Consider the following 13,826-nt stretch of genomic DNA (forward strand, 5'->3'; position numbering starts at 1 on the left):
TTAGTTGCTGGCTTTCTTGATGTTCCAGAACACCGGCGCCGGCGATTCCAGCACGCCCGACAGCTTCTTGTTATAAGCCGCCGCCGTCTCGATCTGGCCCAGCGTGATCGCCACGCCCTCGTCCAGCATGACGTCCTGCAGTTGCTCGGCAATCTGCTTGCGTTCCGGTTCCGTGCCCGCCACCAGGAACTTGTCGCGCAGCGCTTCCACCTGCGGCACCGTCGGCCAGCCAAACCACGCCTTCTCGCCATTGGCCGACACGCCGTAATTGCGCAGCGGATCCATGATCTCGCTGACGTGCCACGTGGTCACGAAGATGCTCCAGCCGCCCTTGGCCGGCACGTCGCGATTGGCGCGGCGCGACAGCATGGTCATGAAGTCCATGGCCTGCAGTTGCACGTTGAAGCCCGCCTGACGCAACTGCTGCGCCATCACCACCGGGATGGCCGAGGCCATCGCAATGTCGGTGGCGTGCAGGATCACCACGGGAGTGCCGTCATACTTGGCTTCCTTCAGCAGCGCTTTGGCCTTCTCGATGTTGGACGGCACGATCATGTCGGCGCGCGTGTTGCTGGAGTACGGCAGATCGCAGCCGAACACCGCGCCGCACGTCTTGAAGAACTCCGGGTCGCCCACCTGCGCCTTCAGGATGTCGTCCTGGCCCACCGCGTACATGGCGGCCTGACGCACCAGCTTGTTGTCGAACGGCGCATGCAGCTGGTTGAAGCGGTACATGGGCTGGTAGCCCATCTTGTCCAGAATGCGCAGCGTCAGGTCCGGCGAGCTCTTCACCATCGGCACCAGATCGAACGGCACAGTCTCGATGTAATCGACCTCGCCGCCCAGCAACGCATTCACCGTCGTCATCGGGTCGGCCATCGCGACCCATTCCACGCGGTCCACGTTGACCACCTTGCCGCCTGCTGTCCAACTGGGCGCTTCCTTGCGCGGCACGTAGTCGGTGTTCTTCTCATAGACCGTCTTCACGCCCGGCTGAAATTCCTTCTGCACGAACTTGAAGGGACCGGACCCGGTGTAATCGGTGATGGCCTGCGCCACCGGCGTCTGCGCCACGCGCTTTGGCATCATGAAACTGGGCAGTCCGCTGGGCTTGCCCAGCGCCGACAGGACGTCGGCGGGCGCCTTCAACACGATCTTGAACGTCTTGTCGTCGACGACGTCCATCGAGGCCACCAGCGGCATGAGTTGGCGGCCGGTCTTGTCCGACTGCGCCCAGCGCTGGATCGACGCCACGCAGTCTTCGGCCTTGACCGGCATGCCGTCGTGCCACTTCAGGCCATCGCGCAGCGTGAACGTGTAGGTCTTGCCGTCGGGCGATATCTCCCACTTATCCGCCATCTGGGGCTGGATCTTGTTGTCCGCGTCCGTGGCCAGCAACGTGTCGTAAATCATGTAGGCATGGTTGCGCGTCTGATGCGACGCTGTCAGCACCGGGTCAAGCACCGTCAGCTTGCTGGCCATCACCACGGTCAGCGTTTCAGCCTGTGCAGGCGCCCAGGCCAATGCGCCGGCGCAAGCCAGCGCGGCGCCCAGACGGGCAAGACCGAAGCGGGTTTCAAGTCTTTCAGCGTTCAGATAAGCCATGTCGTTCCCTTGAAGTTCTTATGGATGAACGGGGCCTGTGGCCGGCCCCTGGAGTCGAATTGCGATCGGATCAGACGATGTCGAATGACAGCGGCGACATCTGTTCGGCGCTGCGGCCAGCCACCAGGTCGCGTGACGGCACCAGCGCCTCGGCGCGGCGCTGGGCCTCGTCCACCTGTTCAGCGGCCTTGCGATAGTCCAGGGAATGCACCTGACCTTCATGCACCACCCGCTTGCCGTCGACGTACACCGTGTGCACGGCGCGGTCGGCGGCGGCGTAGACCAGGCTGCGCACCGGATCCCGCGACGGACGCATCAGGTGGTGGGTCATGTCCACCATCACCAGGTCGGCGCGCGCGCCCACCGCGATGCGGCCCAGGTCTTCCCGGCCCAGCGCCGTGGCGCCGCCGACGGTTGCAGCGTGAAAGACTTCGCCGGTGGTGACGGCGCGCGGCGTCTGCGCCATCAGACGGGCCAGATACCCCACGTGGCGCATTTCCTCGATCATGTTGTGCGGATAGGTATCCGTGCCGATGCCCAGGTTGATGCCCGCGCGGCGATAGCGCCCGAAGTCGCGCAGCGCCATGCCGCGGCGCATGAACACCGTGGGGCAATGCGCCACGCTGGCGCCTGTTTCGGACAGGATGGACAGGTCGGTGGCCGTGTTCCAATGCGTATTCGGATGATCGTCTACGAAGATGCCGTGGCCCACGATGCTGCCCGGATCCAGAACGCCCAAGCTGTGCAGCCACTGCACAGGCGTCAGGCCGTGCCGGCGCGTGATCTCGTGAAACTCCGGCAACGACTGCGCGGCGTGCGTCTGCCAGCCGATGCCGCGGCGCTTGGCCTCCTGGTGGCTGGACTTCAGCAGTTCCGGCGTGCAGGTATCGATCTGCGCCGGCACCAGCATGCCCGTCAGCCGGCCGCACTCATGCGCCTCGGCTTTGTCGATCAGCGCCAGCGCGCGCTCCATGCCGGCCTCGCCCGCCTTCTCGTTCCAGTCGTACTCCACGACATGGCCATTTTTCGTGTACCAGCGCGCCGACCGGAACATGGGCGCAATGTAGGCACGCAGGCCGCTTTGCACCATGATGTCGATCCAGTGCTCGTGCGCCACCGACATGTCCACCACGGTCGTCACGCCGGACATCAGCAGCTCGGCGGCGGCCAGCGTCAGTTGCGCCGGTGCGGCCTCGTCGTCGCCTTCCATCGTGGGCATGTACTCGTACAGATTCGAGTTGTACAGGCCCGCCGAGCCGGTCTCGTCCGTGTACCCCTTGTTGATGGGCTCATGCACCAGGTGGCTGTGGATGTCCACCAGCCCCGGCATGACCATCATGCCGGGGCCACTGACGATGTCCGCATCCGGCGCCGCCTGCGCACCCGGTCCGACGTGCGTGATGTGCCCGTCCGCGAATGCCACGTCGGCGTTCTTCATGTAGACATGCCGCTGGCGCGCCTCGTCCCAGGCAACCACAACCTCGGCGTTCTTGATCAGGGTAGTTTTCAACGCAATATCCTCCGAAATGATTAATGGGTATCCGGGGCTGCTAACGCCAGGCCGGCTGCGCACCCTTGCGGGCGCTGGGTGGCGCCAGGCTCGGCAGCCCGCGCGGCAGAAATTTTCCCTGGCCCGGCGAGCCCGCAAAATTTGCACCGTCCCATACGATCTGACCGCGCAGCAGCGTCATCGCGGGCCACGCCCGCAGTTGCATCCCGGCATAGGGGGTGTAGTCCACCGCGTGGTGCAGATGTTCGTTGCTCAGCGTGAAGTCACGCTCTTCCCAGATCACCAGGTCAGCGTCGCTGCCGATAGCCAGCGTGCCCTTTTGCGGATACAGGCCATAGGCGCGCGCGGGCTGGGTCGCGGTCAGCTCCACAAAGCGGTTCAAGCTGATGCGCCCGCCCAGCACACCTTCCGAATACAGCAGCGGCATGCGGGTCTCGATGCCGGGAATGCCGTTCGGGATATGGCGGAATGCCACTTCCTTGCCGCCTGGCGTCTTGCCGTCTTCGCCGGTCAGATTGAACGGCGAGTGATCGGACGAGAACACCGTGAACAGTCCATCCGCCAGCCCCTGCCAGATATCTTCCTGGCTGGACGCGTCACGCGGCGGCGGACTGCACACGCAGCGCGCGCCGAAATAGCTGTCGTCCGTGCCCAGGTCTTTTGCAGTCAGCAGGATGTATTGCGGACAGGTCTCCGCGTAGATGTTGAGCCCTTTGGCGCGCGCCTCGCGGATCTGCTGCACCGCCTCGCCGCCCGAGATATGCACCAGCAGGATCGGTACGTCGATCAGTTCGGACAGCGCAATCGCGCGGTGGGCTCCCTCGCGTTCCACCAGCGTGGGCCGCGACACCGCATGAAAGCGCGGCGCCGTGCGGCCAGCGGCTTCCAGGCGGCGCGTCAGCCACGCGATGCAGTCGGAGTTTTCGGCATGGATCATCGCCATGCCCCCGTGCGTGCGCGCCACGTCCAGCACGTCCAGAATCTGGCCGTCGGACAGCTTGAGCGCGTCGTACGTCATGTACAGCTTGAATGAGGTGTAGCCAGCCTTGATCAGGCGCGGCAGTTCCTCGTTCAGCACCGCGGGCGCGGGGTCGGTCAGGATCAGATGGAAGGCATAGTCCACGCATGCGCGGCCTTCGGCGCGCTGGTGGTAGTCGTCGATGGCTGCCTGCACCGTGCCGCCCTTGCGCTGCGCCGCAAACGGAATCACGGTGGTCGTGCCACCGCAGGCGGCTGAGCGCGTGCCCGTGAAAAAGTCGTCGGCCAGCTTCACGGGCGGCGCCATGGGCTGATCCAGGTGACAGTGCGCATCGACGCCGCCCGGCGTCACCACGCGACCCGCCACGTCGATTTCGCACAGACCCGGCGCGAGACCACGGCCGATCTGCACGATGCGGCCGTCGGAAATCGCCAGATCGGCGCGGCAGGTGTCGCCGGCAGTCGCCAACACCGCGTCGCGCAGCACCAGATCAAAACCCTGCTTCGTCATATGCGTCAGCCCGTCTGATCCGCCCTTGTCCTGGCAGCGAAAGCGCAGCCGGATAGGCATGTTGTGAGCGGATTCTAGGCCGAATACAAAAATGATTACGCTAGTGATTACCCTGAAATATACATTTCAGCGCCAGATTGTTAACATTATTTTTTACAGCACTAGTCCGCAGTTCACAACGACGGCGTCCGATCGAGTATCTTCACGTTCACCCGTCAGGTTGCAGACAACGTGACGTCTACAAGCGGCAAAGAACCGCTCATCACCCCTGGCGGCGATCCCGTCCAGGCATCAACCGCGCAAATCAACAACGAGCCCATGGCATCAGACAAACGCGAAACCTCGGTCACCGGCATCTACGAACGCATCTATCGCGCCATCCTGGACAACCGGCTCAAGCCCGGCACCAAGCTGGTCGAAGAGCGCCTGGCGGAAATCTTCGAAGTCAGCCGCCCTCGCATCCGGGAGGTCCTTGCACGCCTGGCCCACGAACAGATCGTCGAACTGTTCCCCCAACGCGGCGCGTACGTGGCCAAGCCTTCCATCGAAAAGGCGCGCGATGTTTTCGAGGCACGCAGGCTCATCGAACCGGCTGTGGTCCGGCGTCTGACGCAGAACCTGACGCCCGACAAGCTGGCGCGCTTGCGCGAACATGTCGTGCTGGAACACGACGCCCGCAAGCGCGACGACAAGCGCGCCATCATCCGGCTGGCTGGCGAGTTTCATATCCTCTTGAGCGAACTGGCCGGCAATGGCGAGTTGGCGCGGACCATGCGCGAACTCTCCACGCTCACATGCCTGGTCATCTTCCTGTACAACCTGCCCACCGCCACCAGTTGCCGGGACGACGAACATGAACTCATCACCGAGGCCATCGCCGCCCGCGATTCGCAACGTGCCGAAGAACTGACCCTGCATCACCTGGAACACATCGAACAAAGCGTGAAGCTGGAGTCCGTGGAAGAATCGGTGGACCTGGAAGACGTCTTCAAATTCTGAAGGCCACACATGCAAAAAAGCCCCGGTGGATCGATTTCCACCGGGGCTTTTTGTTGGACGGCCGGAAGGCCGGCCCTCAGCAGCCCTGCACCGCCAACTTGCGACGCCGTACGTTCCCAGCGCGCTGCACCAGCACCAGCACCAAACCCGCCGTCGCGATCACCGCGCCGGCAATCGGCACCGCTGCGTAACCCATGCCCGCCGAGATCACCGCGCCCCCGGCCGCCGCGCCCACCGCGTTGCCCAGGTTGAACGCGCCCACGTTCATCGACGAGGCCAGCCCCGGCGCATCCGTCGCCGCACGCATCACGCCCATCTGCAGGGGCGGCACCACCGCGAACGTCGCGATGCCGAAGATCAGGAGTGCCACTGCCGCGCCGACCGGCGTGGACGCCAGCCACGGGAACGCCAGCAGATCCACGATGACCAGCACCAGGAAGAAAATCAGCGTGCCATCGAGCGAGCGGTCGGCCATGCGCCCGCCCACGCCATTGCCCAGCGTGAAGCCCAGGCCGATCAGCACCAGCATGCCCGTCACGAACGCCGGGGACGCACCGGTAATCTCCGCCAGCGTCGGCGCGATGTACGTGTACAGCGTGAACATCGCTCCCGCGCCCAGCACCGTGGTCAACAGCGCGAGCAGCACCACGGGGCTGCGCAGCACGGCCAATTCATGACGCACATTGGGACGCCGGCCTGCCTCGCCCGCCGGCAGCGCGAACCACAGCGACAGCATCGCAATCAGGCCCAGCACCGCCGTCGCGAAAAACGACATCCGCCAGCCGATCGTCTGCCCCAGCCACGTCGCGGCCGGCACGCCGCCCACGTTGGCAATGGTCAGGCCCATGAACATCGTCGCCACCGCGCTGGCCTGCTTGTGACGCGGCACCACGCTGGCGGCCACCAGCGAACCCAGGCCGAAGAACGCGCCATGGTTCAAACTGGTCACCAGGCGGGCCAGCAGCAGCGTCGTGTAGTTGGGCGACAGCGCCGACAGGATATTGCCGATGGTGAAGATCGCCATCAGCAGGATCAGCGCCTTGCGCCGCGACCAGCGCGAGAACGCCAGCGTCATCAGCGGCGCGCCGATCATCACGCCAATGGCGTACGCGCTGATCAGCATGCCCGCGCTGGGGATCGATACGTTCACCCCCTCGGCGATGACAGGCAACAGGCCCATGGGAGAAAACTCGGTCACGCCGATGCCAAATGCACCGACGGCGAGCGCCAACAACGGCGGGCCGGCCTTCACCGGCTGGGTTTCTTGGGGATTCATGCAGGTTCCTTGGGTTCGACGGCGCCGGCAGGGAGTTCCCGGGGCGCGCCCGGCCTGAATTGGCCGGCGCATCGGATAGACAGGCGTGCAGTATGACGGCCGGATACTTGCGGAAAAAGCCGTCTGGCGGGCAAACACTTTTGACTTCAGGTCATGAATCCATTGGGGCACAATCCGCCCCCGGACCCGTCTTCAGGTTTGCAGTCCCCAGCGCTTTGCGTGCTTGCGCGTGTTCGACGTGATCCACTGCGTCAGACGCTCTACAAGCGTCCGTTCGGTTCCCGACCGTGCCTCGTCCCACAAACTGGTCTTCACCTGCGCCATCGCATCCGGCAATGCTCCCACGAGGGATTGCGCCACCGTAGCGACATAGCGTGGATTGAAACCCAGCTCGGTCGCCATGGCATCCAGTTGACCCTTGCCGATGGCGCCCGGTTTGTCTTCGCAGCCAATGGCGAAAGCGAACCGCGCACTCAACCCCGGGTAGATCGCCGTGCACATCAAATCGTAGAACGGCGCCAGGACGTATTTCCCGTCGTCATTCAGGAGCACGGAAAGATTCTTTGCGTGGCTATCGTTGTTGCCCACCAGCAGATTGAACAGAATCCACTGCAGAAAACGCTTTACGTCCGGGCCCCCGACACCCGTGGCTGCCAGCAGCTTGCGGCAATCCGCCAACGTCGGACCACCATCCGATTCGTACTTCACGTTCGAAGGCTTGCCCGCGAGCTGACATAGATCCAATTGATGCAACCGTTGCAATCCGCCTTGTCCATCCGGTACACGGTCATAGCGCTGAATCAGACATGCGCGTGTATCCGGTTGATACCCGGCTTGCGCCACCCCCAATCCAAGTCGTGCGGCCAGTTGCATGACCAGCGTCTCGTTCAGCGCCGATGCCCACACACCATCCAGCCCGCGGATATCCGGCTTGAGGATGTGCGTGGACGGCGCCGCGCCTTCGGGCAGCGCGGGCGATCCGTCGGGCAATACGGTCAGCAGAAGCTTGTCCTGCGCGCCGGCCAGCGAAATCCGGGTTCCATCCTCGTTCTCGGCTACCAGCGCCGGCACGCCCGTTTGCTTCAGGCGCGCGGCAATGTCCGCCCAAGTGACCGGCCGGTAATGAGCGGGCTTGGGCGCCTCCCCTAGCGGCAATATCGTCAATCCGCTGGCGGTGTCGCCGCCCACGCTGCGCAGCAGTCCGAACACCGTCGTCGCATGCCGGCTGGCCTGCAGGAACTTGCGCACGTGACCTTCGGGCAGCAGGTTTTCGAAGAAGGCGTGAACGGCCTCGCTTGATTGGTCGCCGTGCAGAAGCGGTATCGATGGCGAAATCGGACGCGCGTCCCGATGGCTCAGCCACGCGTCGTCATAGACAAAGCGCAACGGCTGCTCATCGAACAGCCGCCCGACTTTTTGACCATCCTGGTAGAGATCGAGTGCGTCCGCTTTGATCATGGGAGCCTCGCGCGCTTGGGCACGATCTGCACTTCCAGGCCTAGCAGGTCCAGCGTATCCAGCACCTTTTGCAATTGCAGCGTGGGCTTGCCCCGCTCCAGATCCACCACGAAGCGATTGCCCGTTCCGGATAGCCCGGCCAGATCCGCTTGCAGCAACCCTTGAGAACGCCGGACGGTTTTCACCAATTCGCCCAACTCGGCCGAAGATTGCACCGTCACGGGGAAGGTGGCGACTTTTGCACCCATAGCGACCTCCGTTTTTACCGTTCGGGAAGTTTAGCCAGAATTTGGGAGATTGACGTTGAAATTTTCCCGATCGGGAATTTTTCGGCAAATATTGGAACAAAATTAGGAAATATTACCGATCGGTAATAATTTGGCTTTCGACGCATCATTTGCTGGAATAAATTACCGCTCGGGAATCCGGGAGCCCACGAAAAAAAAGGGCGTCCTCCCGGACGCCCCTCTCTCACACCAGCCCGCCGCTTACTTCAGCAGCAGCGCATTCAACCGCTTCACAAACGCGGCCGGGTCCGCAATCTGCGCCCCTTCTGCCAGCAACGCCTGATCCAGCAGCAGACGCGCCCACTGGTCGAACTCGCCATCTTCGGCCGCACGAATGCGGGCGAGCAGCGGATGCTCGGGGTTGATCTCCAGCACCGGCTTGACGTTCGGCGCTTCCTGGCCGGCGGCCTTCAGCATGCGCAGCAGGTGCGGGCTGAGTTCGTTCTGGCCCACCACCACGCATGCCGGCGAATCCACCAGGCGCAGCGTCACGCGCACTTCCTTGACCTGGTCTTCCAGCGTCTTCTGCAGGCGCTCGACCAGCGGCTTGAAGTCCTCGGCCACTTCGGCCTGATGCTTCTTTTCTTCCTCGTCGGCCAGTTCCGCCAGATCGAGGCCACCCTTGGCCACCGACACCAGCGACTTGCCATCGAATTCGCGCAGGTACGACAGCATCCACTCGTCGACGCGATCGGACAGCAGCAGGACCTCGATGCCCTTCTTGCGGAAGATCTCAAGGTGCGGGCTGTTGCTGGCCGCGGCGAACGTGTCCGCCGTGACGTAGTAGATCTTGTCCTGGCCTTCCTTCATGCGCGACACGTAGTCGGCAAACGACACCGTCTGCGCCTGATCGCCCGAGTTCGTCGACGCAAAACGCATCAGCTTGGCGATGCGCTCAAGATTGGCCGAGTCCTCGCCCGCGCCTTCCTTCAGCACCTGGCCGAATTCCGACCAGAACGTCGCGTAGTCTTCCGGCTTGTTCTCGGCCAGGTCTTCCAGCAGCGACAGGATGCGCTTGGCCGAACCCTCGCGGATGGCGCGCACGTCGCGGCTTTCCTGCAGGATTTCGCGCGATACGTTCAGCGGCAGGTCCGCCGAATCGATCACGCCGCGCACGAAGCGCAGGTACGACGGCAGGAGCTGGTCGGCGTCGTCCATGATGAAGACGCGCTTGACGTACAGCTTCACGCCATGGCGGCCGTCGCGGTCCCACATGTCCATGGGCGCGTGCTTGGGCACGTACAGCAGCTGCGTGTACTCGCTGCGGCCTTCGACGCGATTGTGCGTCCAGGCCAGCGGATCGTCGTAATCGTGCGAGACCGTCTTGTAGAACTCGCGGTACTGCTCTTCCGTCACCTCGGACTTGTTGCGGGCCCACAGCGCGTTCGCCTGGTTCACCGTTTCCAGTTCTTCGGTCTTGATTTGCTCGCCCTTCTCTTGATCCCACTCTTCCTTGGCCATGCGGATCGGCAGCGAGATGTGGTCCGAATAGCGACGCAGAATCTCGCGCAGCTTCCAGCCGTTCAGCAGTTCGTCCTCGTCGGCGCGCAGGTGCAGCGTGACGTCCGTGCCGCGGCTGGCCTTTTCAGCGGCGGCAATCGTGAACTCGCCTTGGCCGTCGGATTCCCATTGGATCGCGTCCGTGGACCCGGCGCGGCGGCTGACCACCGTCACCTTGTCCGCCACGATGAACGACGAGTAAAAGCCCACGCCGAACTGGCCGATGAGCTGCGCATCCTTCTGCTTGTCGCCGGTCAGTTGCGAGAAGAACTCGCGCGTGCCCGAGCGGGCGATCGTGCCCAGGTTGGCCACCGCCTCGTCGCGCGACAGGCCGATGCCGTTGTCGGAGATCGTGATGGTGCGGGCGGCCTTGTCGTAGCTGACCGTGATGGCCAGTTCGCCGTTGCCTTCCAGCAATTCCGGCTGGTCGATGGCTTCGAAGCGCAGCTTGTCGCAAGCGTCCGACGCGTTGGACACCAGCTCGCGCAGGAAGATTTCCTTGTTGCTGTACAGCGAATGGATCATCAGATGAAGCAGTTGCTTCACCTCGGCCTGGAACCCCAGGGTTTCGGACGCGGAATTCGTGGCGGTTTGGCTCATGGTTCTACGTAGCTCGGAAAAGAAATTAGGGACAAGTATCGGTCGGCTGGGGCAATGCCCGCGCGGCCGCCGGGAAACCCTACTGATGTGGGGGCCAATGGGAACTTTTCAAGGCCGGGTGGCGGCGGAGCAACCTGACAGGCGGCTGTCCCCGGTAAAATCCCGCACTTTTCTCACCTACCCCCTCCCCGGCCGGCCCTCCCGCCATGCAACCCGCCTCCCTGACCCAACCCGCTCCCCACGGCACGTCCGATGACGCCGACACCAGCCACGACCTGGTCTACGGCCCCGACGACCGCCCCGCGCCCCCCGTCGCCTTCGTCGCCGCCCTGCAGCACCTGCTGGCCATCCTGGTCCCCATCGTCACCCCCGGCCTGCTCATCTGCCAGGCCCTGGGCGTCAGCAGCCGCGACACCACCCTGATCGTCTCCATGTCGCTGGTGATCTCCGGCATCGCCACCTACGTCCAGTGCAAGCGCTTCGGCCCCCTGGGCGCGGGGTTGCTCATCGTGCAGGGCACGAGCTTTAACTTCGTCGGCCCGCTGATCGCCGGCGGCTCGGTCATGGTCAAGCAAGGCACCCCGGTCGAAGCCGTCATGGCCGCGATCTTCGGCGTCGTCATCGCCGGCTCCTTTGTCGAGATGGGCATCAGCCGCATCCTGCCCTTCGTCAAACGCCTCATCACCCCGCTCGTCACCGGCATCGTCGTGCTGCTGATCGGCCTGACGCTCATCAAGGTCGGCCTCATCAGCATGGGCGGCGGCTTCGGCGCCATGGCCAACGGCACCTTCGCCAGCGCCGAGAACCTGACCCTGTCCGGCCTCGTCCTGGGCACCATCATCCTGCTGAACCGCGTGCCAGTCGTCTGGATCCGCAGCACCGCCCTGGTGCTGGCGCTGGCGGTCGGCTACATCGCCGCCGCCTACATGGGCCGCCTGGACTTCACCGGCGCCCGCGAAGCCGCCGTCTTCCAGGTTCCGGTTCCGCTGCACTTTGGTCTGGGTTTCTCGTGGGCCTTGTTCGTGCCGATGCTGATCATCTATCTGGTCACGTCCCTGGAAGCCATTGGCGACGTCACCGCCACCAGCAAGGTGTCCAAGCAGCCGGTTGAAGGTCCGCTCTGGATGCAGCGCATCAAGGGCGGCGTGCTGGTCAACGGTGCGAATTCCCTTTTGGCTGGCGTGTTCAATACGTTCCCCAGCTCGGTGTTTGCGCAGAACAACGGCGTCATTCAACTGACCGGCATCGCCAGCCGTCATGTGGGCGTGTGGATTGCCGGGATGCTGATTCTGTTGGGACTGTTCCCGGTTGTGGCCGGTGTCCTGCAAGCCGTGCCTGAGCCCGTTCTGGGTGGCGCTGCGATGGTGATGTTTGGCGCGGTGGCCGCGTCGGGGATCAATATCCTGGCGGGCATCCAGCTGGATCGCCGGGCGCTGCTGATCATCGCCGTGTCTTTGGCGCTGGGATTGGGTGTGTCGCAGGTGCCGGAAATTCTGTCGCACCTGCCGCACTCGGTGAAGAGCGTGCTGGAATCGGGCGTGGCCACCGGCGGGATTTGTGCGCTGGTGATGAACTGGTTTTTGCCTGAGAAGAAGTGAGGATTGCCGGGGTGCGGTCGGGGTTCAGCAGCCCCGGCCTGCCCCTGTGACGGCAGGTTCGTCCGGCCGTCGCCTGACAAGATGAGAAAGACCGCATATAATCGCGGTCTTCGCATCTCCCGCAGCCGTCATCTGGACGCGCTCGCGACCTCCTAGCCCGGGTGGTGAAATTGGTAGACGCAGGGGACTCAAAATCCCCCGCCGCAAGGCGTGCCGGTTCGATTCCGGCCCCGGGCACCATCAATAAATTCAATGACTTAAAGCTGACGAGACCGAGTCGGCCCGTTAAGTGTTCCGCATTGATTCCGCATCGCGTTCCGCAAAGCCTCCATACTCATTCGAGTACGGCCGCCGGTCTACGGAGTTCTCCAGCCTGTCGGGCGAAAAATACAGTCGAGCAAAGTACTAAGGTGTGCAGGCTTAGTGAGCCAAGCGTCAACGCCATTCGGCAAATGGAGCGGGTCAGATCCCTGCACGCTTCCGCTGAAGATAATGATGCGTGGCACGCGCCCTGGAACAAAGCTCTTAAGCTTCGGGGCCAGATCGAGACCTGACGCATCGGGTAATTCGACATCCAGCAGCACGACATCAGGCATGAATTCGGCCATGGCCAGCAGTGCGCCAGCACCGTCGCCCGTAGTGCGGACCGAAACCCCTGGATCCATCATCAAACACTCAGCGGTCAGTTCGGCCGTCGTTGAATCATCGTCAACGATGAGAACTCGCATACTCGTGAATCCATTGCTCGCTTGAATCATGACGCCCCCCCCGGGACAATGCCGTGGGTGGCTACGAGCTTTGAACTTTGCGACAAATCCAGCTCACGGTCAATCGTGCCGAGAAGATCGTCCCGACGCTGCTCATCCATCGCTATCCAGAGACAACGCTGTTGGCATCTCTGGCCTAGCCCGCACCGGCCAGAGGATCGATAGTCGGCTGGTCACGCTTAGGCCGACAATTCTAGGCATGAAGTCGGCGCAGTGCCCATCACATACCCCGTAGGGGCAAGAAAGGAGGGCGGATTATGCCCGCTGATTCTCGACTGTCCGATGTGATTCTCGAGCTCCCTGACAACTCGACGTGTCGCGTCGAACGACGCTTGGTTGTCGCGCAAAGTCGCCGCGGCGCTCTGCATACGCAGTTCATCTGTAGCTTACCTACTGGCGAACTCGTTACGTGGCTTTCGGGGAAGAAGTATCGATTGCCCGACGGTAAAGTGGGTATCGCTATAGCGGTGAGCCCATCTCGCGTTCAGAGCCGCAAGCAGGATATTTGATTCCGACTGGGTCAGAGATCCTGGCGCACGAACACTATGTCCCTATCTCAAATGAGGTGATATGGTCTAACGCTTGCGAAGCTCCAACAGGAGGGATGGAATGCCCGGTTCATTGGATGCCCAGATAAGCAGTGTAGTGCGTAGCGAGGTAGGCACACTGACGGGCACTACAGATGCAGTAATCATCCGCATCGAAGTCGTTCCACTGGCAGACGAACATCCGAGCGA

Annotated in this window: 10 protein-coding genes and 1 tRNA gene; 3 read left to right on the forward strand and 8 right to left on the reverse strand. The window is 63.1% G+C overall.

What is annotated here, in order from left to right:
* From CLM73_RS25290 to hydA, 3 genes are all read right to left on the reverse strand, one after another.
* A complete protein-coding gene (locus tag CLM73_RS25290; RefSeq protein ID WP_105240761.1) occupies nt 1–1,605 on the reverse strand; it encodes an ABC transporter substrate-binding protein in 1,605 nt (534 codons plus the stop codon).
* Between the two features lie 70 nt (nt 1,606–1,675).
* Entirely contained in the window at nt 1,676–3,115 is a 1,440-nt protein-coding gene (locus tag CLM73_RS25295) for an amidohydrolase family protein (protein WP_105240762.1), read from the reverse strand.
* A gap of 40 nt (nt 3,116–3,155) precedes the next feature.
* Nucleotides 3,156–4,604, reverse strand: coding sequence for a dihydropyrimidinase (gene hydA, locus CLM73_RS25300; protein ID WP_105240763.1), 1,449 nt, complete (start codon nt 4,602–4,604; stop codon nt 3,156–3,158).
* Nucleotides 4,605–4,922: 318 nt separating this feature from the next.
* Between hydA and CLM73_RS25305 the strand changes: the two genes are divergently transcribed.
* Complete coding sequence (locus CLM73_RS25305) at nt 4,923–5,603, forward strand: GntR family transcriptional regulator (RefSeq protein WP_056559472.1); 681 nt, start codon at nt 4,923–4,925, stop codon at nt 5,601–5,603.
* 76 nt (nt 5,604–5,679) lie between these two features.
* Here CLM73_RS25305 and CLM73_RS25310 read toward each other — a convergent pair whose 3' ends face one another.
* The 4 genes from CLM73_RS25310 to htpG all read right to left on the reverse strand — a co-directional run bounded on the left by CLM73_RS25310 (nt 5,680) and on the right by htpG (nt 10,724).
* Complete coding sequence (locus tag CLM73_RS25310; protein WP_105240764.1) at nt 5,680–6,879, reverse strand: MFS transporter; 1,200 nt, start codon at nt 6,877–6,879, stop codon at nt 5,680–5,682.
* Between the two features lie 192 nt (nt 6,880–7,071).
* Nucleotides 7,072–8,337 (reverse strand): type II toxin-antitoxin system HipA family toxin, encoded by a 1,266-nt coding sequence (locus tag CLM73_RS25315; protein WP_105240765.1) that lies wholly within the window; start codon nt 8,335–8,337, stop codon nt 7,072–7,074.
* On the reverse strand, nt 8,334–8,585 hold the full coding sequence (locus CLM73_RS25320) for a type II toxin-antitoxin system Y4mF family antitoxin (RefSeq protein WP_105240766.1): 252 nt from the start codon (nt 8,583–8,585) through the stop codon (nt 8,334–8,336). Before CLM73_RS25320 ends, CLM73_RS25315 begins: the two co-directional genes overlap by 4 nt.
* 240 nt (nt 8,586–8,825) lie before the next feature.
* Nucleotides 8,826–10,724 carry a molecular chaperone HtpG gene (gene htpG / locus CLM73_RS25325; protein WP_105240767.1) on the reverse strand — a complete coding sequence of 633 codons (1,899 nt, stop codon included), beginning with the start codon at nt 10,722–10,724 and terminating at the stop codon, nt 8,826–8,828.
* Nucleotides 10,725–10,930: 206 nt separating this feature from the next.
* Between htpG and CLM73_RS25330 the strand changes: the two genes are divergently transcribed.
* Together CLM73_RS25330 and CLM73_RS25335 are read left to right on the forward strand one after the other, a co-directional pair.
* Nucleotides 10,931–12,322, forward strand: a complete 1,392-nt coding sequence (locus CLM73_RS25330; protein ID WP_105240768.1) for a uracil-xanthine permease family protein — start codon at nt 10,931–10,933, stop codon at nt 12,320–12,322.
* 155 nt (nt 12,323–12,477) lie between these two features.
* Nucleotides 12,478–12,562, forward strand: a tRNA-Leu gene (locus tag CLM73_RS25335).
* A 116-nt stretch (nt 12,563–12,678) separates the two neighbouring features.
* Here the strand turns inward: CLM73_RS25335 and CLM73_RS25340 are convergent.
* Entirely contained in the window at nt 12,679–13,050 is a 372-nt protein-coding gene (locus tag CLM73_RS25340; protein ID WP_158685935.1) for a response regulator, read from the reverse strand.
* Nucleotides 13,051–13,826: the final 776 nt, after the last annotated feature.

It is taken from the genome of Achromobacter spanius, from assembly GCF_002966795.1.
In the GTDB taxonomy this organism is placed as follows: domain Bacteria; phylum Pseudomonadota; class Gammaproteobacteria; order Burkholderiales; family Burkholderiaceae_B; genus Achromobacter; species Achromobacter spanius_D.

What these genes read in the sequence shown, in the direction of transcription:
- CLM73_RS25310 (WP_105240764.1), bottom strand. Translation starts at nt 6,879, where the DNA reads ATGAATCCCCAAGAAACCCAGCCGGTGAAGGCCGGCCCGCCGTTGTTG.
- CLM73_RS25330 (WP_105240768.1), top strand. Translation starts at nt 10,931, where the DNA reads ATGCAACCCGCCTCCCTGACCCAACCCGCTCCCCACGGCACGTCCGAT.
- CLM73_RS25320 (WP_105240766.1), bottom strand. Translation starts at nt 8,585, where the DNA reads ATGGGTGCAAAAGTCGCCACCTTCCCCGTGACGGTGCAATCTTCGGCC.
- CLM73_RS25340 (WP_158685935.1), bottom strand. Translation starts at nt 13,050, where the DNA reads ATGCGAGTTCTCATCGTTGACGATGATTCAACGACGGCCGAACTGACC.
- hydA (WP_105240763.1), bottom strand. Translation starts at nt 4,604, where the DNA reads ATGACGAAGCAGGGTTTTGATCTGGTGCTGCGCGACGCGGTGTTGGCG.
- CLM73_RS25305 (WP_056559472.1), top strand. Translation starts at nt 4,923, where the DNA reads ATGGCATCAGACAAACGCGAAACCTCGGTCACCGGCATCTACGAACGC.
- CLM73_RS25315 (WP_105240765.1), bottom strand. Translation starts at nt 8,337, where the DNA reads ATGATCAAAGCGGACGCACTCGATCTCTACCAGGATGGTCAAAAAGTC.
- htpG (WP_105240767.1), bottom strand. Translation starts at nt 10,724, where the DNA reads ATGAGCCAAACCGCCACGAATTCCGCGTCCGAAACCCTGGGGTTCCAG.
- CLM73_RS25290 (WP_105240761.1), bottom strand. Translation starts at nt 1,605, where the DNA reads ATGGCTTATCTGAACGCTGAAAGACTTGAAACCCGCTTCGGTCTTGCC.